Source organism: Paenibacillus sp. FSL R7-0210, from assembly GCF_038009085.1.
GTDB classification, from domain to species: Bacteria; Bacillota; Bacilli; order Paenibacillales; family Paenibacillaceae; genus Paenibacillus_AQ; species Paenibacillus_AQ silagei.
The window spans coordinates 7,207,332-7,230,437 of sequence record NZ_JBBPAR010000001.1 but is presented as its reverse complement, the minus strand read 5'-3'; the positions used below and the strand labels follow the sequence as shown (position 1 = coordinate 7,230,437).

Below are 23,106 nucleotides of genomic sequence, written 5' to 3'. Positions count from 1 at the left end.
ATGGAAGATAGGAATGCACGTTCCCGTTTATTATACAGCGTTGCCCAGACTGTTGCAAACCATAATATATAGAAATTTAAGGAGCCTGAATTTATGGATTTCATTACAATACTCGGCCTGCTGGCCGGAATTGCCGCTATGATCGGCGGTTTTCTGTGGGAGGGCGGCAGCCTGTCCGGCCTGCTGCAGCCCAATGCTGCCCTGATCGTATTCGGCGGCACCCTTGCGGCTGTACTCATCAGCTTCCCGGCGTCCAAGCTCCGCAGCATTCCGGCGGCGCTCCGCCTGGCTTTTGGCAGACAACGGGATACCAGCCGGGAACAAGCCGAAGAATTGATTGCTATGGCTGCACTAACGCGGCGCGGCGGTGTTCTCGCCCTGGAGAAACGAGCGGAGGAACATCCCGACCCCTTCACCCGTGAAGGCCTGTTTCTGATTGTCGACGGCAATGACCCGGATCAGGTCCGGCAGATTCTGGAGCTTGGGATGGATGCCAAGGAACTGAAATATGAAGGCTATGCCAAAATATTCGAAGCCGCCGGCGGCTATGCACCGACCATGGGCATTATCGGTACCGTTATGGGCCTGATCCGGGTTCTGAGCAACTTAACGGACCCTTCGAATCTGGGCGCGTCCATTGCCGTAGCTTTTACAGCAACGCTCTATGGCGTAGCCAGCGCCAATCTAATCTTTTTACCCATTGCCTCCAAAATCAAATCCCGCAGCCAAAGTGAGCTAGGCACCATGGAGATGCTGCTCGTCGGCATTCTGTCCCTGCAGAACGGGGACCACCCGCATCTGGTCCGTCAAAAGCTGGCCCCTTTCCTGGCAGACGCCCCTAAACGCAGCGCCAGCACCAGCACCAGTCCGGGAGACCCGTTATGAGACAAAGAAACCGCCGGCAGCACCGCGCCGCCGCAGGGAAAGAGAGCCGGGACCGCTGGATGATTACCTATGCGGATCTGATCACGCTTCTGCTTATTTTCTTCGTGATTCTGTATGCCATGAGCAGTCTCGATTCGCAGAAATATGCCATTGTCAGCGGCTCCTTATCGGATACCTTCAAGAGCGGAAGTACAGTACTGGAAGGCGGAAGCGGCGTTCTGGAGGGCAATCAGGGCATTACAGGGACTGACGTTTCGAAGGGTCATAATGAAGACGGCAGCACCGCTGACACGCCTTCGGCCACAGACTCTGGGGATGCGAACGGACTCAATGGACACGGGGCAGATACACCTGCAGCCGGACAAGAAGGAGATGGGGCTGGACACCAGCCGTCTGCGCGCGAGCTTGCTTTTCGTGAACAGGAGGCGAAGCTGGCTGCGCTTATGGGCGTTATCACCCAATACGTGGAGGAGAATAACCTGGGTGAGCAGATTTTTGTTGCCGATAAGCCGCAGGGCATTGCGATCACGCTCAGTGACCGCTTCCTGTTCGATGCGGGTAAGGCTGAGCTGAAATCGCCTGCACTCCCTGCACTGCGCCAGCTCTCCGGCCTGTTCCGCGGCATCGGCGCCACCATCAGCATCGAAGGCCACACCGACAATGTTCCCGTGACGCCAGGCTCAGTGTACAAAGACAACTGGGAGCTATCGGGCGCCCGGGCGCTGTCGGTCCTGCGCTTTTTTCTGGACAAAGAGGGGCTGAGCCCCGATACCTTCCAGTACGCGGGTTATGCCGATACCCGGCCTGCATATGATAATGCGACCACCGAAGGCAGACAGAAGAACCGCCGGGTCGAACTCATTGTTCTGCGCCAGCTGCAGGAGACGGAATAATATACAGACGCAAAAAGACAGACCTCTCACATTAGTAACATCTAATGTAATAAAGAGAGGTCTGCCGTATTAACATCCGCTTCCGCAAATAAGCTAACTTTTATTCCCCAACCAGTTCCTTGTACGCAGCCGCATCCAGCAGGCCGGTTACTGCCTCTGCGAACTCAGCATCAAGCTCCAGCTCAAAAATCCAACCGTCTCCGTAGGGCTGATCGTTGATCAGCTCCGGGCTGGCCTCCAGCGCATCGTTGATCTTGGTCACCTTACCGGATACGGGTGAATATAGCTCCGATACCGTCTTCACGGACTCAATACTGCCCACGCTGTCACCAGCGGAGATTGCCGCGCCGACTTCCGGGAATTCTACAAACACGATATCGCCGAGCAGATGCTGCGCATGATCCGTAATCCCTACACGTACTACGCGTCCCTCGCCCTGCTGCGCCCACTCATGCTCTTCGCTGTATAGCAGGTTGTCAAGCACTTCACTCATGTCCAAGCCGCCTCTTTTCCGTAATTGGAGTTCTAAATTTAGTTATAGCCTAAGTTATCGGCTTGCCTAATGTCAATATAACTGACAGTAAAATTAAATTTGTCAACTTTTTGACGTTTTTTGATTGACAGGGCGGAGGGTTACCCGGTTTAATGGAGTCAGTAGAAAAACATATGGTTTGCGAATGATGGCATAGGGAGAGACTGTCTCACAGGAAGACAGCGCCGAAGGAGTAAGCCCGGGATGGGTGAATCTCTCAGGCAAAAGGACCTTTGCCGGACGCATCTCTGGAGAGCATCCGGATGCCTGCGCCGCAGGCTTCACGGATCACCAACGGGGAAACCTGCGCTGCAATGCAGGGTAACTCTCAGGTACCAAGGACAGAGCGAAAGTCCATTTATGCATACGTGCATAATGGCTTTCGCCTGTCCTTTTTCGTATGTAATCAAAGCCAAGGGAGTGACGAGATGGAGTCTTTGAGAAGAACGCCTTTTTATGATCTCTATGCCGCGTATGCGGAGTCCAGATGTATTGATTTTGGCGGCTGGGAGCTGCCGGTTCAGTTCACAGGGATCGTGAAGGAGCATGAAGCCGTCCGCAATCAGGCCGGACTGTTCGATGTCTCCCACATGGGAGAATTCATGGTTACCGGAGAGGGCGCAGAAGCCTTCCTCCAGAGAATGACCACGAATGATGTCAGCCGCTTGGAAGACGGCGCGGCGCAGTATACGCTGATGCTCTATCCAAGCGGCGGAGTGGTGGACGATCTGCTCGTATACCGTCTGGGCGAGGAGCGTTACATGCTTGTCGTCAATGCGTCGAATATCGACAAGGACTTCCAGTGGCTGCAGGAGCATCTCACCGCTGAGTTCAGCGGGGTCACTCTGAACAATGTCTCGGATGAGACCCTGCTGCTTGCCTTGCAGGGACCGCTGGCTGAGACCATCCTTGCCAAAGTGACGGACGCTCCTCTAACGGAACTCAAGCCTTTTCACTTCATCGAACACGCCGAGGTCTGCGGCGTCAGCGTCCTGCTCTCCCGCTCCGGATATACCGGTGAGGATGGCTTCGAGCTGTACGCTCCTGCTGATACGGCGGCTACCCTCTGGAAGGGCCTGCTGGAAGCAGGCGCTCCGCATGGCCTGACTCCTGCCGGACTCGGCGCACGCGACACGCTGCGCTTCGAGGCCAAACTGCCGCTGTACGGCCAGGAGCTGTCGGCGGATATCACTCCACTCGAAGCCGGTGTCCAGTTCTTCGTGAAGTTGGATGCAGGCGACTTCATCGGCCGTGACGCCCTGCTGAAGCAGAAGGAAGCCGGTCTGCCCCGTCGTCTTGTGGGCCTGGAGATGATCGACCGTGGCATTCCCCGCTCCCACTATCCCGTATACGCGGATGGAGTGAAGATCGGTGAAGTAACGACAGGCACCCAGTCCCCGACCCTGAAGCGGAATCTCGGACTCGCCCTGCTGGATACTGCCTATACGGAGATCGGTACAGAGGTGTACGTAGAGATCCGCGGCAAGCAGCTCAAGGCTGCCGTCATCAAAGCCCCATTCTACAAAAGAAGCCAAGGAGTGAAGCCGCAATGAAGCACCGCTATCTGCCTATGACCGGGCAAGACCGCGCAGAAATGATGGAGACCGTAGGCATACAGTCCATCGATGAGCTGTTCGCCGATATTCCGCAGTCTGTCCGTTACCAGGGAACCCTGCCGATGTCCGGCGCCCTGGATGAGTACGCACTGCTTCGCCATATGAAGGGGCTCGCCGACAAGAATGCCGATTTCGACACCCACGCCAGCTTCCTCGGTGCCGGATTATACGATCACCACGTTCCGGTCGTCATCAACCATGTGATTTCCCGTTCGGAATTCTATACCGCCTATACCCCTTATCAGCCGGAGATCAGTCAGGGTGAGCTACAGGCGATCTTCGAATTCCAGTCCTATATCTGTGAACTGACCGGGATGAAGGTCGCCAATGCCAGTATGTATGACGGTGCAACGGCCCTGTCCGAAGCGGCTGTGCTGGCCGCAGGTGCCACCAAACGCAAGAAGCTGATTGTCTCCCGTACGGTTCACCCGGAAGCGCGTCAGGTGCTGCGTACCTCCGCCAACGCCTGGGGCCTGCAAATTGTAGAGATTGATTATGCTGACGGGGTAACTGATCTCGCCAAGCTGGCTGAAGCCATCGACAGCGATACGGCTGCCGTTCTGGTTCAGTCGCCCAACTTCTTCGGCGGTATTGAAGATCTGCGCCAGATCGAGCCGCTGATCCATGCGGTCAAGGGACTGCTCGTGGTCAGCGCGAACCCCATTGCACTTGGCGTATTGGAGTCCCCCGGACGGCTTGGCGCAGACATCGTAGTCGGCGACGCGCAGCCGCTGGGTATCGCCGCATCACTGGGTGGACCCACCTGCGGATTCTTCGCAGTGGCCGAACCGCTCATGCGCCGGATGCCGGGCCGGATCGTCGGCCAGACCGTTGACCGGAATGGCAAGCGCGGCTTCGTGCTGACGCTCCAAGCCCGCGAACAGCATATCCGCCGGGAGAAGGCGACCTCAAATATCTGCTCCAACCAGGCGCTCTTGGCGCTGTGCGCTTCCGTCTACCTGTCCGTGATGGGCAAGGAGGGCATGCGCGAGGTGGGTGAGCTGAACATCCGCAAGAGTCACTATGCCGCTGGGCGGCTGGCTGAAATCACCAGCGCTGAGCGCGTCTTCACGGCCCCGTTCTTCAATGAATTTGTCTTGAAGCTCCCGGAGGGCAGCAGTGTGAGTGCAGTGAACTCCAAGCTGCTGAAGGAAGGCTATCTGGGCGGTTATGACTTAGGCCGGGATTATCCCGAGCTGTCCGGACATATGCTGGTTGCCGTAACGGAGAAACGAAGCAAGACCGAAATTGACGAATTCGCAAGCGCACTGGAGGGCTGTGTATGAAACCGGAACAAAGTCTGATTTTTGAATTAAGCCGTCCCGGCCGCTCGGCCTACTCCCTGCCTCAATGTGATGTGCCGCAGGACGAAGGCATTGACTCCCTCCTTCCCGAAGGGCTGCTGCGCAGTGAGCCGGTCGTACTGCCGGAGGTATCCGAGGTGGATGTCATCCGCCACTATACCGCCCTGTCCCGCCGCAACTTCGGAGTCGATAACGGCTTCTATCCGCTCGGCTCCTGCACTATGAAATACAACCCGAAGATCAACGAGGATGTCGCCCGCTTCCCGGGACTCTCCAGGATCCATCCGTACCAGCCGGAGGAGAGCATCCAGGGTGCGCTTGAACTGATGTACACGCTGCAAAAGGATCTCGCCGCCCTGACCGGCATGGATGCCGTATCCCTGCAGCCTGCTGCCGGAGCCCATGGCGAGTGGACCGGCCTGATGATGATCCGCGCCTACCATGAGAGCCGCGGAGAGGTCCGCTCCAAGGTCATCGTGCCCGATTCCTCGCACGGCACCAATCCAGCAAGTGCCGCCGCAGCGGGACTCGACACCGTGACCATCCCCTCCAACGACAAGGGAATGGTCGATCTCGAAGCGCTGAAGGCAGCTGTCGGCAGCGACACCGCCGCGCTGATGCTCACGAACCCGAGTACTCTTGGACTCTTCGAGACGCAGATCGTCGAGATCGCCGCAATTGTCCATGAAGCGGGCGGCCTGCTCTATTATGATGGAGCGAACTCCAACGCGATTATGGGCATTACCCGCCCGGGCGATATGGGCTTCGATGTCGTGCATCTCAACCTGCACAAAACGATGAGCACACCGCATGGCGGCGGCGGACCGGGAGCCGGACCGGTCGGCGTGAAGGCGAAGCTGATCCCGTTCCTGCCGCAGCCTACTGTGGTCCGCAGCGAAGACGGCAGCTTCTCGCTGGACTGTGGCGGGCCGGAATCGATCGGCCGCGTCAAAGCCTTTTACGGAAACTTCGGGATTCTCGTCCGTGCTTATGCGTATATCCGTACCTACGGTCCCGACGGCCTCCGCGAGGTGTCCGAGAACGCCGTGCTGAACGCCAACTATATGATGCACCGGCTGGCTCCTTACTTCGAGATTCCCTTCCCGGGCGTCTGCAAGCATGAATTCGTCATGTCCGGTAAGAACCTTAAGCAATACGGTGTACGTACCCTCGATGTAGCCAAACGGCTGCTCGACTTCGGCTATCATCCGCCAACCGTCTACTTCCCGCTGACGGTAGAGGAATGTATGATGATTGAGCCGACCGAGACCGAGAGCAAGGAGACGCTCGACGGTTTCATTGAGACGATGATCCGAATCGTTAAGGAAGCGGAGGAAACCCCGGAGATTGTCATTAACGCACCGCATACGACTGAAATCAGCCGCCTGGATGAGACGCAGGCCGCGCGTAAGCCGGTACTGAATTGCTCCTGCGGTTAACCTTCTGCCTTTCAGTAAGAAATAGAAGGATAATGGATAGCGTAAAACATATAAATTCTATATTTTCAAATAGCCGGGTCAGGGATACATTAGTATCGCTGACCGGCTATTTGATGTATGTATCTGATGCAGATTCCTCCGGCTACGGCGTAAGGCGCTTCACGAACTGGAAGCGGTCATTCACCCGCATTTTACTATAGATACTCTTCAGCATATTGCGCACGGTGCCTTCACTGATCCCCAGGTCGCTTCCGATATGCAGCGCACTCTTCTCCATCAGCCATAGCCTTGCTACCTCCTGCTCCCGCGCGGTCAGCTTATACTCCAGTAATGTGGATTCAAGCCGGTACTGCTGCATCTCCGGGTTCTTTTCCATCCACTTCTCCATAATATTCTCAGCAATCTGCTGCACGAATGGAATGGCGAATTCAATCGGCTCTCCTCTATTAAAAGAAATATCAACATACCCGTAAACGCTATCATCATCCTGCAGCGGAGCGCATACACAGTTCCAGTCGCGGAAGGTCTGATCCGTATGCTCCGTTCCCCGCACCACCCCGATGCAGTTCATCTCCATCGCCAGCGATACGGCATTCATCCCCGCCTGCTGCCTGCTTAAGCTGACCCCCGGACGCAGCTCCGCCTGCTCCATCTCGGCCTGCGTCTCCGAAGAAGAATAGACCAGCTCCAGAATAGTCCCCGCCTTGTCCGTCAGGAACACCACATATGGAATCGAGAGCAGCTGGCTTAATTTGTTCATTTCACTGCGGATCGAAGAAATCATAGCTCTATGGTAGATATGCTCCCTGGATTCTTCGGAAGTACCCGCTACGGACATTCCGCTCTGGACATCAACTTGGGGTGCATCCAGCGGCCGGAAGGCTTCAAGTTCGCTTGCTTCTAAATCCCCAGGCATACTCCATGCTCTTGATTGATTAAAGACTCTCACAAACGATCCCTCCATTTTTACCAATTACTATATAATCAATTTTAAAAGAAAGCATTATAACATACAATTACGGAATAATGAACATTCAGTATTGGATCTGTAAATCCCCGCGTTAGCGCTGTAAAATGTAGAAATCTGTTCACTCTTATATTTCTACATCATTCCAGGAGGTTCGACATGCTTCGCATCGGCTATCTATCGGCTGCCCTTAATCTGGCTACCGCCATGGTGTCATTCCTGCGCTTCGGAAGTAATTATGCCCTGCTCATCATGGCCAGCTATTCACTCTTAACCCTTGCGGGATATCGGCTGCTGCAGAACAAAAGAACATTATATCTGATCCCTCTGCTTACCTTCAGCTGTTCATTCCTCTTATACAACGTGACCTATGTATTGTTGAAGCAGATTAACCTCGTAGACCTGTATGCTGTAGACTGGAGACTTGAAGTTCAGCTGGCGCTTCCCCTGCTGGTAGGGTTCGCCGTCCAGACTATCCTTAAGCGTAGCGGCAAATCCCGACTGGTGTAGGCTATACGGGGCTGCCGCTTTTTTTTGCAAAATCGACCTAATCTGATAGTTTTCGACATCGGCTCAGTGATATATTTACTCTTACGTCATTCAGAGCGCTGAGGATTCAGTATTTTTCTCCGCAGCCATCTGCGGTAACGCTTTCAACGTAATGAACAGGAGGGTTAAGCTTGAGTATGATTGAAGCCAAAGGGCTGAGTAAGTCCTTTATGCAGGCGGTGAAGGAGCCGGGCCTTAAGGGAGCGGTGAAGCATCTGTTCCTGCCCCGGCATATCGAGAAGGTGGCCGTCAAGCCAGTGGATCTGAGGATTGAAGCGGGGGAGACGGTGGCCTACGTGGGACCGAATGGTGCCGGTAAATCGACCACCATCAAGATGCTGACCGGCATTCTGATGCCTTCCTCCGGGAGTATCTCGGTGAACGGGATCAATCCGTACCGCAAAAGAATGGAAAACGCCGCCCAGATCGGCGCAGTCTTCGGGCAGCGCACCCAGCTATGGTGGGATATTCCGATTGCCGAGTCCTTCTCGCTGCTGAAGGATATCTACCAGATTCCGGATGCCCTCTATAGGAAGAACATGGACTTGTTCACCGAAATGCTCGGGATGAGCGAATTCATCCACCTGTCCGCGCGGAAGCTCTCGCTGGGTCAGCGCATGCGTGCCGATCTGGCCGCAGCCCTGCTGCATAATCCGCCGATTCTGTATCTCGATGAGCCGACGATTGGCCTTGACGTATCCGTGAAGGAGAAGATCCGCGGGTTCATTAAGCAGATCAACCAGGACCACCAGACTACTGTGATGCTGACAACCCATGATCTGGGCGACATTGAGGACCTGTGCAAGCGGCTGGTCATTATTGATCACGGCGCGATTATTTATGACGGGACGCTGAGCGAGGTCAAGGCCCGCTTTGCCAAAAACCGTATCATCTTCTTCCAGGTACGCTCCCCCATGCCCGAATTGTACGAGCTGCTGGAGCAGAGCCCGGGGCTGAAGCTGGAACAGCAGAGCAGCCAGGAGTTCTCGGTCACTTTTGACCGGTATGAATATACCGCCAGTGAAGTGGTTAGCCGGGTGATGAAGCATGGGGAGGTACTCGATTTCCGCATGGAGGACACCCATATTGAGCAGGTCATTAAGGCGGTCTATGACGGACATCTGGACCTGAACGAGCACCGGGGAGCAAGGGGGCAGGCACACCATGACGACAGCAGCCCGGCTTAACAAATACAGAAGCATTGCCAATCGCTCTCTGCAAAATGTGATGGCCTACCGGAACTCCTATATCATTAATTTACTCGCAAACTCAATTAATCTGGTCGCGATCTTCTTCCTCTGGCAGGGAATCTATGGCGGGCGCGAGGCGGTGGGCGGCTACTCCTGGGATCAGATGAAGACCTATCTGCTGGTGACCTTCCTGGCCAATTCCGTCTTATCCTGGTATTCCGAGACCGCTATCTCCGGCAAAATCCTGGACGGCAGCGTCGCCATGGACCTGCTGAAGCCGATTGATTTCCAGACGACCCGATTCGCCGAGACCTTGGGTGCCAGTCTGCTGGAGGGGGCGATGAGTACGGTTCTGCTGATCGTGTTCGCCACCTTCCTTACCGGAGTGACCTTCCCCCACTCGCCGATCGTCTATCTGCTGTTTGCGGTCAGTCTGCTCTGCGCGGTTGTGGTCAAATTCGGCGTGGTCTATCTGGCGGCTCTGTTATGCTTCTGGTCGACGGGTTCACTGGGGATTGTCTGGACGCGGATTGCGCTCACTAACCTGCTGTCGGGCGCGCTGGTGCCATTGGCCTTCTTCCCGGACTGGCTGGAAAAGCTGGCGCTGCTGCTGCCCTTCCAGGCCATCATTCATACGCCGACGATGATCTTCCTGCAGCAGGCAGATACGTGGGAAAGCCTGCGGCTGATCGGGATTCAGCTCTTTTGGGGGGCAGGGCTCTGGATGGCGGGCAAAGCCATGTGGAACTGGGCAGTCCGCCAGGTGACCATTCATGGAGGCTAAGGCGGAAGGAGGACGCAGAATGAAAATATCGCAAATGCTCTATCTCTATAGAAGGCTGTATGTGCAGCAGCTTAAGGCGATTCTGGAGTATAACAAAGACTTTTACATCCTGATGTGTTCGGCAGCCTTGACGCAGGTACTCGGGTTCGTCTTCCTGTGGGTGATCTATGACCGGATTCCGGATATTCAGGGCTGGCAGTTCTGGGAGGTTACCTTCATGTACGCTATGATCTTCCTGACGGAGGGGGCGGGTTCGCTGTTCTTCGAGGGCAGCTGGCGGCTGGGCAGGCTGGTCAACACAGGGGAGCTGGACCGTTATCTACTGCGGCCGGTGCCGGTGGTTCTTCAGGTGTTCTGCACGGGGATTGGGATTAACGGACTCGGCAATCTGCTCATCGGCGGGGTGATCATCTGGCAGTCGCTTGTGCACAGCCCTATCCACTGGACAGCGGGCAAGGCCGCTATTCTTATCCTGTTATTCGTCACAGCGGTCATTATCCGGGTATCCATTAACCTCATGGGTAACTCGGCGGCCTTCTGGATTCGCAATGCCGGGAATGCGTTCCCGCTGATGGTACATAATCTGTCTGATCTGGCCAAATATCCGATTACCCTGTTTCCGCAGGCGATCCGCATCTTCATTTCTACGGTGCTGCCCTATGCGTTCATCAGCTTCTACCCGGCAACCTATATTTTCGGCAAAAGCGGCTGGTCCGGCTGGTGGCTCCTCGCCCCTGTCGCGGCTATCGGAAGCGCGGCAGCGGCTTACGGAGTCTTCCGGTACGGGCTGTCCCGGTATGAGAGTACGGGGAACTGAATGTTAGTGTAAATCACCTCTAACGCGCGATAAACAGCCGCTTCTCCAGATCTAAATCGTATACCCGTGGCTTCAGCTCCGGGTCACCGCCAGCACCCTCAGGCGAGTGCACCACTAACTGTTCGTTCTGGTTGGCCGGGAACGGCGGCAGCTCGGAGTAGACCAGCGTATCGTGTACGATTTCTCCCTGCTTGAAGGATAAGGGAAATACTTCTCCGCTTATCTTATTGACCGCAAAGGCGTAAGCAACCAGTCCATGCCCGGACTTGTATTGGGGAGCAAGCAGATACACTTCTGCATTCTTGAAGCTGAATTTATCGAACTCCAGGACCTGGTCTGATGGGCGTACGAACAAGAAGGCAGGCAGCTTAAGCAATACCTGGTCCTGCTTCCCCGACCGGTACACGATGGAGTAATCAGCCTGATACGTCTGCTCCCCTTCGAGACCGTCATTGCTGGATGCCTCCAGATGTCCCCGCTCTTCGGAGCTGCTTGCGATCATCAGCAGCTCGCCTTGCCCTGCTGCGCTTCTCGCGCGGATGGTTCCACTGGCATTAATAGAATCGACAACCACAGAGCCGGCGATACCCTCCAAGGGGAACTGGCTGGTGAGGCCAGCTGTAGTTATCGGAGTCGCTGAGGATGCAGTTTCTGCATCTGCTGGTGAAGCACTTGGTGCAGATGAAACAGTCTGTGCAGGGGCAGTAGGAGTTGCCGATGGAGACGCAGAAGCAGATGCCAAGGCAGACGGAGCCGATTCTGCCCCCGGCGTACCGGTGACGGATGTATTTTGGCTGCTGCACCCCAGCAGCAGGCTAAGCGACAGGACCGTGCCTGCTGCCAGTGTTGTAGCTGTAGACCGGATTGGACTCATTCCCCTCTAATCGTTTTTTGAGTACAACCCATTATATAAGATTATCACGGTCCACAAATTTAGAGATTGTCTTATTTTCTTTAAAAAATAGTCACATTCCTATATACCGGACTACTTCAGATAAAAGACCTCCCGCAGCGGCACCATCGGAACCGCATCGTTGAAATCGAAGGAACCCTCGACCATCTTCGAGGTGATCGCATTCCAGCGGTTGCAGGCCTCACTCCCGGCGATGTAGGCGAATGCGGCTTCTGTATTGTCACATTCAAAGCAATAGAAGAACTGGTTGCCGTTCTGAAAAATAGAGTAGTTACGGATGCCCGCCTTGCTGTGCTCCTCCAGAATCTCCGGCCACGGCTCCAGATGCATCTGTACGTATTTCTCTAAGTATTTCTCTTTCACCTTCCAGGTCCAAGCCAGCTTATTGCTGCCCATCCTCGTATCCCCCTGTCATATCTTCCTTTGATTCGATCATATCACATAATTATATAATTTGAATATGTCCGATTTAGACATGGAGGGCAGCAAAGATACGCTTCGACCTCAGGTACTGATTCCGGCTTCATTCGGACGAAGAATGGCAGAGCCAATCGCCAGCAGAACGGCAGCCATCAGGCCCAGGATCGCAAACGGCATCCACAGCTCGTTCCAGCCGCCACCGGTCGCGGCAATGTCTACCGCTTGTATCGCCCATTTCTGCGGTGTAAAGTTGGCCAGCTTCTGCATATATTCCGGCATGATGGAGACGGGCCAGAAGCAGCCTCCCAGCATGCAGGTAGGGGTAAGAATCAGCGAATTCAGCATCCCGGCATTGCGCGGATTGCGGATCAGCCCAGCAACGGTGCTGGCAATCCCCATGGAGACCAGCATGAAGGCCGCCAGAACCAGGAAGTAGAGAAAGAGCGGCATCTCATAATCGTAGCGGAGCACCCATTTGCCCAGCACCAGCACGACAAGGATCTGAATCATTCCTACAAGAAAGCTGCCCAGGAAGTTGCCAAGCGCAATTTCATAGGAACGGACTGGAGCGCTGAACATGCGCATCATGGTACGCCCTCTGCGGTCATCCGTGATCTGGGAGACGGAGCTGGTCACCAGCGCCATCAGGAACATAAGCGTCATCCCTGTAACTACGCCCAGGGTCTGCCGCGGATAGAGATCATAATCGGTACGGGTGCTGCCCACGTTGTGCTGCTCCGACTGCTTCAGTACAGCAGCGAGCTGCGCCTGCATATCGCCTGTTCCTCCGCTGGCGGCAGCAACGGTATGTGCTGCTTCGGCAATTTGAGCGGCAGTGGCGGTGATCTTCATCTTCATCATGATTGAGCTTTCGCTTGCCCGAAGCTCATAGATGCTGATCTGCAGCGGGTCCCCCGCCAGCAAGGCGGCAGTGTACCCGGCAGGAATGAACACCCCCACCGTTCCCTCCTGCTTAATTGTCGCTTCCTTCAAAGCGGCCTCATCCCTGCGCGGCTCGAACTTATATTCTCCGGCCTGCTCCAGCTCCGCAATCAAATGTCTGCCGGCTGCTCCCGTATCCGAGTTGGCATATAGAACGGTTGCCGGTCCCTCCGCCATCCCTCCGGTAAGGGAGATAATCGCTGCCACCACTATACCGGGAAGCAGAATGAATACCATAAGTCCCCTGAAGGTGCCAATGCTTCGTCTGATCATATTCCAGGCAATGATTAATATTTTATCCACGGTAACCCACCTTCCGGTATGAGACAATCACTGCCGCGAACAAGGCCGCGCTGATGAAGCACATCACCCACAGATTCGGCAAAAGCTGTTCCAGACCGGAATGCAGCATCATCCGGATGACTGCCTGCTGCACCCAATGGTTAAGCGTGAATGCACCTGCACTGTTCACCCAGGAATCGGGAAGCGGCGCCATTCCGCCGCTGACGAAGGTCATCACTATAGTCAGGACACTAATGATGTTCGTAGCCGTCGCCGAGGTCCGGCTGAAGAGGCAGATCAGTACGCCCAGCGTCATCGAGGCGGCAATCATCAGCAGACAGAACAGCAGCAGCAGTCCCGGGCGGTTCCCCCAGTAGACGCCGAACAGCCAGTCAGACAGCAGAATAATCGTAAGGCACTGCAGGATGCTGACCAGGCCTACGCCGAGCATTTTGCCGATGAATAGATGACTGTCTTTTACCGGCATGGAATGGATTCTGAACAGCGTATGGTTCTCTTTATCGTTAAAAAGTGAGGCTGTCACAGTAAGTCCGCTATACATCAGGAACATCAGCAGCATGGACGCTGCATAGAACTGGGCCGCCGAATAGGTCTTCCCGCCATTGTTCAGATCCCCCAGCACCACCCCCGGCTTCCCGGCAGGTGCCGCAGTCGCTGTAAGAGCCTGTGGTCCAAGGGTTACGGCTGCCGCCTGCTTATAAATTCAGCTCCATCAGCAGATTGTCGAAGGCTGTTCCGGCGACCCGGTTATCGTCATGGCTCCTGCCCAGAATGAACTCCAGGCTCGCTTTCTTACCGCTCTGCACCTCCTGGTCGAAGCCCGGGGGAACAATCACCCCATAGGCATATTTACTGGTACGCAGCCCGCTCTCCGCAGCTTCACGGCTCTCTGTCTTGACAGGAATAATGAGCCCCTTCACCTCAGCCGACTCCAGAAAAGCCGTAAGGATCGCAGATGCCTCTGCCCCTCCGCCTCCGCTATTCACAATAGCTACACGTACAGGCTTGATTTCATCTGCCCCCTGTACCCCGACCACCCCGGAGAGCGAAGCGCCCAAGAGGAAGATCAGCACCAGCGGCAGCAGAAACATATTGAGCAGCAACGTGCGTGAACGGAGCTGTCTGCGCAGCTCAAATTTCATAATAATCCAGGTATTCACGTTTCTCCCCCTCTCTAATCCCGCAAGGTGCGGCCGGTCAGACTAAGGAACAAGGTCTCCAGATCCGGCTCTTCAATATTCAGGGAGGCAATGACCCCTTCGTGCTTGGAGAAAATAAACAGAATATCCTGGAGCGCACTTTGCGAGGAGGGAAGATACAGCTCTATCGCATCCTGCACCGCTTCTACCCGGTTGATCCGGGGATGCTGCCCCAGCTCGTTCACTAAGGCAGGGGTGATGCCCGCTGCCTTCACAACAATTTTCTCCTCGTGGGCCACCCGTTCGCGCAGCTCGTTCTCCGTACCGCAGGCAATAATATGCCCCTGGTCCATAATGGCCACCCGGTCACAGATCGCAGCGACCTCCTCCATATAATGGCTGGTGTAGATCACCGACGACCCCATCTTATTCAAAGCCTTCACGGATTCCAGAATATGATTGCGTGACTGCGGATCAATGCCGACCGTGGGTTCATCCATAATAATCAGGCGCGGCCGGTGCATGATGGCACAGGCGATATTCAGCCGTCTTTTCATCCCTCCCGAGAAGGTTGACGGTTTATCCCTCGCCCGGTCGCTTAGGCCGGTGAACTCCAGCGCTTCTTGGGTCCGCTCCTTCAGCAGTTGTCCGCGCAGCCCATAGAGTCTGCCGAAAAAGCTTACATTATCGCTTGCCGTCATATTCTCGTATAATGCCAGCTCCTGGGGCACAAGCCCGATGCGCTTCTTCACCTCAAGCGGCCGCTCCCGTACAGACAGCCCGTCGATAATAATATCGCCGCTGTCGGCTTGAAGCAGCCCGCAGATCATGCTGATGGTCGTGCTTTTCCCGGCACCGTTCGGGCCCAGCAGGCCGAAGATTTCACCCTCCTGTATATTGAAATTCACGTGATCCACAATTAGCTTACCGTCATATCTCTTCACAACATCGCTCAGTACTGCTAGTGCCATTGCCGATGCCCCCTGTTCCTTCATTCTCGTATTCTTATTGTACAGTAGGGCGGACACAGCCGAAGGTACTAAAGGTCATGATCCAGAGGTGACGAAAGTCATCTCCTGAAGGGCAGCACTCTTATGCTAAGATGGTTATACCTGAGAAGAATGTTGACCGATTAGGGATATTTTATCTAAAAGGATGAGCTTACTTGACCAGAGAACTTATTCTGCTGCGCTACAGCCTGCTTATAATCCCGGCGATCCTCTCGATTCAAGTCTATGAATTCGCGGACTATGACTGGTTCACTTTGCATTTCATGCTGCTGATGCTGCTGGTCACACTGGGTGCAAGGCAATCCGGGCCTCTCTCCACACTGACCGGAGGCATGGAGCTGATCCTCACCGCCTGGCTTTGTTACGAATACGGGCCTCTGATGGTTTTTCCGGCCTTGTCTGCGGTGATCTCCTATACCCGGCGGCAGCCCAAGAATACGGCCCTTCCCTTCTTCTGTATTCATCTGGCCCTGCTGAATGCCGCCCTGCTTCATGGTGCTCCGGCAGTGCTTGTGTTCACGAACCTTACCTTCCTGCTGTGTGCCGGCTTGAATCTGCTGCTGCTCCGCACAGGACGCGGGCGTGCCGATACCTTATTCCTCTATGATGAGCTGCGCAAAAAGCATTTCGAGCTGGAAGAGGCCCGCGCAAGGCTCCTCCAGTTCACCTCGCAAATAGAGGTGGCTGCGCAGGCAGAAGAACGTGTGCGGATCGCCCGCCAGCTGCATGATGACATCGGCCACCGGCTGATCCGGGTCAAGATGATGACCGAAGCGGCCATCCACACCCTCCCTGCCGCACCGGAAACGGGACTCCAGATGATGAACCAGATCCGGGATCAGCTCTCGGGCAGTATGGACGATATGCGTGCGGCGCTGAAGCGGATTAACCCTGCTCCGCAGCTTGAAGGAGCCTATGCGCTGGACCGGCTGCTGGAAGAAGTGGGCCGCGATACAGGTGTTTCCACCTCCTATACGGTGCAAGGGATTCCTTATCCGCTCTATCCGAGCCTTCAGGTTGTGCTGTACACCAATGCCCGGGAGGCCATCACCAATGCGCTGCGGCACGGGCAGGCCAGCTCCGTATGGGTGGAGGTCACCTATACGGAGCATGAGGTGCGGATGGAGACCGGCAATAACGGGAAGCTGCCCGAGGAGGAGGCTCTGTACAAGCTGCACCATACTGGCGGAATGGGCCTGAAGGGCATGCACGAACGCAGCGCCCTGATTGGCGGAACGCTGGAGCTGCGGCTGCAGCCGCAGTTCACGGTCATCACCCGGCTGCCCGTGTATCGGCAGCCGGAGGGAGTGCTGCGCTGAATAGGTGCGGCAGGGGTGAGTGGGGGCAGGGGTGAGAGTGTGGGGCAAGGGTGAGAGTGAGGCTGTGGGAAGCTGGCTATAGCCATAGCGTACATATAACTGACGGGGAACTGATGGGAAGGCGGATCGAGATACAGGTGTTATATGCTAACAACTTGTGGATCTGGGGGGAACTGCTCCCTCTCTGGCAGAAGCAAGTGGAAAAACGTATCTTAATTTAACTGTTTCTGATGTTTCCAGGGTATTAGTTGGAAAAACAGCATCTACTGTCGATGATTTTACTGCTGCGGGGCAGATTGGGAACAATTAAGTGTTGTTTGTCCAACTGTTGTCCCCAGAGAGGCCACTCGTTGATCAGCAAGTGCTCAAAATCCAACTAAGAGATGGAGCCAACCGGGAGATCATACACCACACACTCATCAACTTAGCCGGGGACGGGCAGCGGGAGTATATTCACAGATAAGAGGTGCTGATTCATGATTAGAGTATTGATTGTTGACGATGATTCTTTTATCCGCGAGAGCCTGAAGGTATTGATCGGGCTGGATGCCGGTATCGAGGTGGCCGGAACCGCAGGGAATGGCCGGGAGGCCTTCTCCTTGCTGGGGGAGCTGCCCGGCGGAGCGGATGTTGTACTCATGGATATCCGGATGCAGGGATGTGACGGGGTGGAAGGCACACGGCTGATCAAAGAAGCCTATCCGGCCGTAGCCGTCCTGATGCTGACCACCTTCGATGATGACGAGTATATTATTGAGGCTCTGCGCGCCGGGGCGAGCGGATATCTGCTCAAGAACATCCCGCCGGACCGGATCATTCAAGGCATCAAGACCGTACATGAGGGCAATATGCTCATTCATCCCGAGATTGCCCGCAAGCTGGCGGGCTTCCTCCAGCCATCCGCGCGTCAGGAAGCTCCCGAGGCTCAGCCGCTTGCTTCCTATGGCCTGACCAAGTCCGAGCAGGCAGTCATCACCTCCATTGCAGAGGGACTCACCAACAAAGAAATCGCCGCCAAGCTGTTCCTGAGCGAAGGCACCGTCAAAAACTATATTACCGACATCCTCAGCAAGCTCGGCGTACGCGACCGGACACAGATTGCGATTCTGTATCTGAAGAGTACGCAGGGGAACCATTGAGCCACAGAAATGCTATCTCTCGCCAATTCTAAAAGTTCCCTCTCACGGATCGCTTGTATGAATCGCATTGTTGCACATTTTGCAGGATTCTTCTAAAAATGTTACGGACTACGGGTACATTGTTGCATCATTTGCAGGAATTCTGGTGCTTAGTGCGACTTAGCGTTGGATTTGTTGCATTTCATGCAAGATTTCAGCCTCGGCCGCTTCTATTGGTCATTATTCCTGCACTTCTTGCAGGATTTCTCTACAATGTTGCGGGTTGCGGAGCATAGGCCCCCCTCTTCGCAGCAGCACCGATTGCGTTCGGTTTTTCGCATATATGAGGTCCACAAGCCCCCATGGTTGCGCATTGTATTCGGTTTGTCGCATACATTCCAGGTGCCTCACATCACTTCCTTATCAAATATAAAAGGCCCATTCCCCTGAACTTAGTTCAGAAAGAACGGGCCTCTTTAACCTTCCGCGCCAGCAGCCGCTGGGGGAACCAATTACGTTGATAATCATCCGTCAGACGCCGGCAGATTCCTGCTTGGCCTCTGCCGGCGGCGTCTGTTTGACCTCCGCAGGCGGCGTCTTCTTCGCCCGGCCCAGCCGGTCGCCCTGCACTCCCCGCTGCCGGATGCCTGTCCGCATCCCGATGATGCTGAAGATACTGGACGGCTTGGTCTCTGCGGTGATGCCCCCGTCCGGGTCCGGCACCAGAATGATGCCGAGCTGATGATGGTCCCCGGCATAGATCGCGCGCTGCAGATACTTGCTCTCGCCTTCGCGGTTCTGCACCTCCAGCTTGCAGAACGCGGGGTTCATGCGCAGCGCTTCATGCAGCTGCGCCGCGCTGGTCAACAGGACCCCGTTGACCTTCAGCAAGATCTCGCCGGGCAGGATGCCCAGCTCCTGCGCGGGGCTGCCCTGCAGCACGGCCAGCACCTTGCGGCCGGCCGGGGGATGCACGAAGATGGGGCTAAGGCTGCGCTCCTCCAGAGCGCTGTACCAGCTTAACCCTTCGTGCATCAGAATGGCCGCGAGCGCCGCGACAACCGTCAGCGGGCTCCATAGGTCCGCAAGCAGGCTGAGGCCGAGCAGGACGGCGCTGTAAATCAGCAGCCGTCCGAACGTCCGGGCCGCCTTGCGTCCGGGCAGCATGCCCTGGGTCATCTCGCTGAAGCCGATGATGACCGGCAGCGAGACCAGGCCGAGGCCCCCGCCCAGCAGCGGATGCCACGGCAGCTCACCGATTCCCGTGCCTGCGGGAATCAGCACGAACAGCGGCAGCGGCCAGAAGGCCTGCAGCTGGTAGCCTCCCACCACCTTGCCGCGCTTGCCGGCAAGGAACAACGGCGTCGCCAGCCGGGGCCCCTGCCAGCGCGCCAGCAACGCCTCGGCCACGTGGAGCAGCGCGGCGAGCGCCAGCAGCGCCGGGATGTCCATCTCCCGCACGGCACCGGCAACCGTTCCGGCGGCTCCGCTCTGCAGCGTCCCAGGGAAGAACGACAGCACAAACTGCACGATTCCAAGCGCGCCTATGGCATACGCAAAGCATAAATAACGCACCCGAAACAGCATTAAGATAAGGCTGACTACCCAGATACAGGCAACAGCCATATAAGTCACTGATACTCCCAGTGCAACAGCGGCAAGGGAGACCACCAGTCCCATGAGTCCGCCAGTCCACACGGTCCGCCAGGTTTCTGGTCCCCAGCTATGCAGCTTCACATGAATAAGCTTCCGCTCCAGGGCCACCTGTCTGCGGTAATATAGGGCAATAAATAGAATAGCGATATAGTAATAGGGCTGAATCAGCAGATGAAGGACTGCTGTGCCCCAGCTGGTCAGCAGCTCCGGGAGTACATTCAACGGTTCGCACACTCCTTTTCATAGCCTATAGCAAATAGGGATTATCTGCGCGCCAGCACAATATATGCTGTTTTTCACATACATTCGGGCCACAATTAAAAACAGAATTAAATGATAATATCCCATTCAAAGAAAAAAAGAAGGCTGAAATCAGCCCTCTTACTTGTTCGACGCCGCAGCCTTGATTTCCTTCTGAATTTCTTCGATCCCCTTATTCCGCTGATTGTCATTCACCGGATCTTGGATGACCTTAATCAGCGCCAGCTCCAGCGCTTCCGCGGTCTTGGCATCAATCGAGCCTGTCGATTTCAGCTTGGCTGCGCTCTGGAATTTCTTGACCGCTTCTTTGGTCCCGGCATCGAAATAGCCGTCCTTGCGGCCCGGTTTGTAGCCTAGCCCATCCAGCATGGTCTGCGCACTTTTGACATCTGCATTGTTCATATTATATTGCAGCGTAACGCTCTTGTTAATCGGCGCCACCGAGAAGTAATCCGGCTGGGCTACGGCGATATCCGGCTTAATGCCCTTGCCGTGAATCCAGGTGCCGTCTGGCGTCAGCCACTTGGCAATCGTAATCTTTAGCAAGCTTCCGTCACCGAGCTGCTCCTCGAAGCTGGTCTGCACGGTGCCTTTGCCGAACGAATTCTCCCCGATCAGCTTGGCTCCGGCAGATTGCTGCAGGGCTCCGGCCATGATCTCCGAAGCGCTCGCGCTGCCCTTGTTCATCAGCACGACTACCGGATACTTTTTGCTTGATCCCTTCGAGGTACTGATCTCGCGCCGCTTGTTCTTATCCTCCACCTGTACGATGGCTTTGCCGGAAGGAACGAACTGCTCAACCATCTCAATGACGACCGGAAGCACACCGCCCGGGTCATTGCGGACATCAATAACGAGTCCCTTCATGCCCTGCTTCTCCAGCTTCGTCAGCTCTTCCTTGAACCGCTCCGAGGTGTTCTGTGAGAACTGCGTAACCTCGATCACACCGACATGCTCCTTCTCCATCTTCGCATAGACCGTCTCCAGTCTGACATCATCACGGGTGATGACGAATTGCAGCGGCTCTGCTGTTCCGGTCCGCTGGACCTTCAGGGTCGCCTTGCTGCCCTTGGGACCGCGGATTTTGGCTACAGCCGCATTCAGCTCCAGCCCTTCCAGCGATTCACCATTAACGGAGAGGATCACATCCTTGGCTTGAATACCAGCCTTCTCTGCCGGTGAGCCCTTGATAGGGGAGACTACAACGACCTTACCGTTGTCGGAGGAGACTTCAGCGCCAATCCCCGAGAAGGAGCCTTCGATGCTCTCCTCGAACCGCTGTGCCGTCTCCTTGCCCATGTAGTTCGAATACGGGTCGCCCAGCGCTTCCATCATTCCGTTGACCGCACCGTCAATCAGCTTCTCCCGGTCGACCTTCTCATAATAATTGCTCTCGATCAGGCTAAGAGCGGTACCCAGCTTCTTCGATTCCTTCTCCTGTAGTCCGGCAGTCTGCAGGACCGTTGCCAGCCCTTCACCTGCGGCTTGTCCGAATACCTGTACATAACCGGTCACGCCAAGGGTCAGCAGACTGCCGCACAGCAGTGCCGCGACAATCATAAAGGCCGCAGTGCTTTTCTTTAACATGATGTTCCCACCGTCCCTTCTTGTCCATCTTAACACCAGCATGGGCCCGTTCCATGAGAAACGGCATCTCTTCCAGTATATGCCGCAGCATGAAAATATATTTATCAGTTCAGCCAAACTTATAATTTATCCGCTTAGTCCACTTACAGATAAGGCATAGGATTCACCGGTTTCCCGTTGATCCGCACTTCAAAATGCAGATGCGGGCCGGTGGAACGTCCGGTTGAGCCGGATTCGGCGATCGTCTGTCCGCGCTCCACCCGTTGTCCCTGGCTCACCTTGATGCCGCCCTCGCGGATGTGTCCGTACAGCGTCCATACCCCGCCGCCATGATCAATAATGACACAATAACCATAACCGCTATACCACTCCGCTAACACAACCGTACCGGAATCCGCCGCATGGATACTCGTACCCTGCGGCACGGCAAAGTCTATACCGGTATGCAGCTTGCCGACTTCATGCGTCACCGGATGGGTCCGGTAGCCAAAAGGAGAAGAGATCCGCGCGTAGCCCACCGGCCGCAGGTAAGGACCGTCTCCGCCCGAATAATCTTCTGCGCTCGCAACGGAGGAGCTGTCGCCGCCGGAAGACTTGGAGGCCTTCGCCTTCTCCGCCGCCTTGGCTGCGGCTACTGCCGCCCGGCGCTGCGCCTCAGCCTTCGCGGCTGCCGCTCTGCGCGCTGCTTCCTCCGCCTTAATCTTGTCCTTCTGCGCTTCCAGCGCAGAGCGGCTGCTGGCCAGCTCTACCAGCTTGGCATCCTGCTCAGCAGAGATGACCTCCGAATTCTCAATCTCCTCATCATAATAAGCGATGAGCTCCTGCTTCTCCGCTTCCTTCTCCTTCAGCATACTGCGCTGGGCTTCCAGATCGGTATACAGCTGCTTCGCTGTTGCATATTGCCCTTCCAGCTCCTGCTTCTTGGCAATCACCGTCTGCTTGTCCAGCTTATGCTGCACCAGCAGATCCTGATCCTGATCCACGATCATCTTCAGGGAATCGGCCCGGTCCAGGAAGTCAGAGAAGCTGGTCGAGGACAGCAGTACATCCAGATAGGAGACTGCGCCATCCGTGTACATAAGACGGACACGGGATTCCAGCAGTTTTTCGCGGGAGGCCACGCGCGCCTCAGCATCATCCAGCTCCGTTGCTGTCACGGTAAGCGACTTCTCCGTACTGGCAATTTTGCCGGATATCGTGGTCATCTCACCCTTCACCTGGGCAATCTGCCCCAGCACATAGTCCAGATTCAGCGTGGTCTTATTCTTATAGTGCTTAGCCTCCTGATTACGGGAGTCCGCCTTCTCCTGCGCCGCCTTGGCCGCCTGGACCTCCTGCTGCAGCTGCTTCAGCTGCTTATCGATTTCGGCAACGCTTGTTTTCTTCGCATACCCGTCAGAGGGCCCGAACATTGTGACAGCCAGCAATATTACGGCCATTCCGGCAGCAATTCTTTTCAACT

At 55.6% G+C, this 23,106-nt stretch carries 23 protein-coding genes and 2 riboswitches; of the genes, 12 read left to right on the top strand and 11 right to left on the bottom strand.

Annotated features, from left to right (window positions below):
* Positions 1-93 precede the first annotated feature (93 nt).
* A complete protein-coding gene (locus MKY64_RS30925) occupies positions 94-885 on the top strand; it encodes a flagellar motor protein (protein ID WP_036721143.1) in 792 nt (263 codons plus the stop codon).
* The gene (locus tag MKY64_RS30920; RefSeq protein WP_340957777.1) at positions 882-1,778 is read left to right on the top strand and encodes a flagellar motor protein MotB; all 897 of its coding nucleotides are present in this window, start codon (positions 882-884) and stop codon (positions 1,776-1,778) included. Before MKY64_RS30925 ends, MKY64_RS30920 begins: the two co-directional genes overlap by 4 nt.
* Positions 1,779-1,878: 100 nt before the next feature.
* Here the strand turns inward: MKY64_RS30920 and gcvH are convergent, their stop codons facing one another.
* On the bottom strand, positions 1,879-2,271 hold the full coding sequence (gene gcvH / locus MKY64_RS30915; RefSeq protein ID WP_036721148.1) for a glycine cleavage system protein GcvH: 393 nt from the start codon (positions 2,269-2,271) through the stop codon (positions 1,879-1,881).
* A gap of 184 nt (positions 2,272-2,455) precedes the next feature.
* Positions 2,456-2,553, top strand: a riboswitch (glycine riboswitch).
* Positions 2,554-2,556: 3 nt separating this feature from the next.
* Positions 2,557-2,657, top strand: a riboswitch (glycine riboswitch).
* A gap of 81 nt (positions 2,658-2,738) precedes the next feature.
* Between gcvH and gcvT the strand changes: the two genes are divergently transcribed.
* The 3 genes from gcvT to gcvPB are packed head-to-tail and all read left to right on the top strand — an operon-like array spanning position 2,739 to position 6,669.
* Positions 2,739-3,863: a glycine cleavage system aminomethyltransferase GcvT gene (gene gcvT, locus MKY64_RS30910; protein WP_036721150.1), complete on the top strand. Its 1,125-nt coding sequence runs from the start codon at positions 2,739-2,741 to the stop codon at positions 3,861-3,863.
* Positions 3,860-5,212, top strand: a complete 1,353-nt coding sequence (gene gcvPA / locus MKY64_RS30905) for an aminomethyl-transferring glycine dehydrogenase subunit GcvPA (RefSeq protein ID WP_340957775.1) — start codon at positions 3,860-3,862, stop codon at positions 5,210-5,212. The genes gcvT and gcvPA overlap by 4 nt, the downstream gene beginning before the upstream one ends.
* Positions 5,209-6,669: an aminomethyl-transferring glycine dehydrogenase subunit GcvPB gene (gene gcvPB, locus MKY64_RS30900; protein WP_036721152.1), complete on the top strand. Its 1,461-nt coding sequence runs from the start codon at positions 5,209-5,211 to the stop codon at positions 6,667-6,669. Before gcvPA ends, gcvPB begins: the two co-directional genes overlap by 4 nt.
* Positions 6,670-6,811: 142 nt before the next feature.
* On the opposite strand, the gene MKY64_RS30895 is transcribed toward gcvPB, so the two are convergent.
* Entirely contained in the window at positions 6,812-7,585 is a 774-nt protein-coding gene (locus MKY64_RS30895) for a helix-turn-helix domain-containing protein (RefSeq protein ID WP_036721154.1), read from the bottom strand.
* 210 nt (positions 7,586-7,795) lie between these two features.
* Here MKY64_RS30895 and MKY64_RS30890 point away from each other — a divergent pair, with 210 nt between their 5' ends.
* The 4 genes from MKY64_RS30890 (at position 7,796) to MKY64_RS30875 (ending at position 10,976) form a co-directional block, all read left to right on the top strand.
* On the top strand, positions 7,796-8,146 hold the full coding sequence (locus MKY64_RS30890; RefSeq protein WP_339251725.1) for a hypothetical protein: 351 nt from the start codon (positions 7,796-7,798) through the stop codon (positions 8,144-8,146).
* 176 nt (positions 8,147-8,322) lie between these two features.
* On the top strand, positions 8,323-9,372 hold the full coding sequence (locus MKY64_RS30885; protein WP_340958208.1) for an ABC transporter ATP-binding protein: 1,050 nt from the start codon (positions 8,323-8,325) through the stop codon (positions 9,370-9,372).
* Positions 9,350-10,159: an ABC transporter permease gene (locus tag MKY64_RS30880; RefSeq protein ID WP_340957772.1), complete on the top strand. Its 810-nt coding sequence runs from the start codon at positions 9,350-9,352 to the stop codon at positions 10,157-10,159. The genes MKY64_RS30885 and MKY64_RS30880 overlap by 23 nt, the downstream gene beginning before the upstream one ends.
* Positions 10,160-10,178: 19 nt before the next feature.
* Complete coding sequence (locus tag MKY64_RS30875) at positions 10,179-10,976, top strand: ABC transporter permease (RefSeq protein WP_209868346.1); 798 nt, start codon at positions 10,179-10,181, stop codon at positions 10,974-10,976.
* Between the two features lie 19 nt (positions 10,977-10,995).
* On the opposite strand, the gene MKY64_RS30870 is transcribed toward MKY64_RS30875, so the two are convergent.
* Entirely contained in the window at positions 10,996-11,550 is a 555-nt protein-coding gene (locus MKY64_RS30870; RefSeq protein ID WP_340957768.1) for a hypothetical protein, read from the bottom strand.
* 34 nt (positions 11,551-11,584) lie between these two features.
* Here MKY64_RS30870 and MKY64_RS30865 point away from each other — a divergent pair, with 34 nt between their 5' ends.
* Positions 11,585-11,860, top strand: coding sequence for a hypothetical protein (locus MKY64_RS30865; RefSeq protein ID WP_036721162.1), 276 nt, complete (start codon positions 11,585-11,587; stop codon positions 11,858-11,860).
* Positions 11,861-11,961: 101 nt separating this feature from the next.
* Here MKY64_RS30865 and MKY64_RS30860 read toward each other — a convergent pair whose 3' ends face one another.
* From MKY64_RS30860 to MKY64_RS30840, 5 genes are all read right to left on the bottom strand, one after another.
* Entirely contained in the window at positions 11,962-12,285 is a 324-nt protein-coding gene (locus MKY64_RS30860; protein ID WP_340957765.1) for an L-rhamnose mutarotase, read from the bottom strand.
* A gap of 108 nt (positions 12,286-12,393) precedes the next feature.
* A complete protein-coding gene (locus MKY64_RS30855; RefSeq protein WP_340957763.1) occupies positions 12,394-13,554 on the bottom strand; it encodes an ABC transporter permease in 1,161 nt (386 codons plus the stop codon).
* A complete protein-coding gene (locus MKY64_RS30850) occupies positions 13,547-14,179 on the bottom strand; it encodes an ABC transporter permease (protein WP_340957761.1) in 633 nt (210 codons plus the stop codon). The genes MKY64_RS30855 and MKY64_RS30850 overlap by 8 nt, the downstream gene beginning before the upstream one ends.
* A 70-nt stretch (positions 14,180-14,249) precedes the next feature.
* The gene (locus MKY64_RS30845; RefSeq protein WP_340957760.1) at positions 14,250-14,714 is read right to left on the bottom strand and encodes an ABC transporter permease; all 465 of its coding nucleotides are present in this window, start codon (positions 14,712-14,714) and stop codon (positions 14,250-14,252) included.
* A gap of 14 nt (positions 14,715-14,728) precedes the next feature.
* On the bottom strand, positions 14,729-15,664 hold the full coding sequence (locus MKY64_RS30840) for an ABC transporter ATP-binding protein (protein ID WP_076080085.1): 936 nt from the start codon (positions 15,662-15,664) through the stop codon (positions 14,729-14,731).
* A 194-nt stretch (positions 15,665-15,858) separates the two neighbouring features.
* On the opposite strand from MKY64_RS30840, the gene MKY64_RS30835 reads away from it, so the two are divergent.
* Both MKY64_RS30835 and MKY64_RS30830 read left to right on the top strand, forming a co-directional pair.
* The gene (locus MKY64_RS30835; protein ID WP_340957758.1) at positions 15,859-17,022 is read left to right on the top strand and encodes a sensor histidine kinase; all 1,164 of its coding nucleotides are present in this window, start codon (positions 15,859-15,861) and stop codon (positions 17,020-17,022) included.
* A gap of 476 nt (positions 17,023-17,498) precedes the next feature.
* A complete protein-coding gene (locus tag MKY64_RS30830) occupies positions 17,499-18,161 on the top strand; it encodes a response regulator transcription factor (RefSeq protein WP_036721177.1) in 663 nt (220 codons plus the stop codon).
* Between the two features lie 510 nt (positions 18,162-18,671).
* On the opposite strand, the gene MKY64_RS30825 is transcribed toward MKY64_RS30830, so the two are convergent.
* The 3 genes from MKY64_RS30825 to MKY64_RS30815 all read right to left on the bottom strand — a co-directional run bounded on the left by MKY64_RS30825 (position 18,672) and on the right by MKY64_RS30815 (position 23,104).
* Entirely contained in the window at positions 18,672-20,018 is a 1,347-nt protein-coding gene (locus MKY64_RS30825; protein ID WP_340957755.1) for a PDZ domain-containing protein, read from the bottom strand.
* Positions 20,019-20,177: 159 nt separating this feature from the next.
* Positions 20,178-21,644 (bottom strand): S41 family peptidase, encoded by a 1,467-nt coding sequence (locus MKY64_RS30820; protein WP_036721180.1) that lies wholly within the window; start codon positions 21,642-21,644, stop codon positions 20,178-20,180.
* A gap of 143 nt (positions 21,645-21,787) precedes the next feature.
* Complete coding sequence (locus tag MKY64_RS30815) at positions 21,788-23,104, bottom strand: murein hydrolase activator EnvC family protein (RefSeq protein WP_340957752.1); 1,317 nt, start codon at positions 23,102-23,104, stop codon at positions 21,788-21,790.
* Between the last annotated feature and the right edge of the window lie 2 nt (positions 23,105-23,106).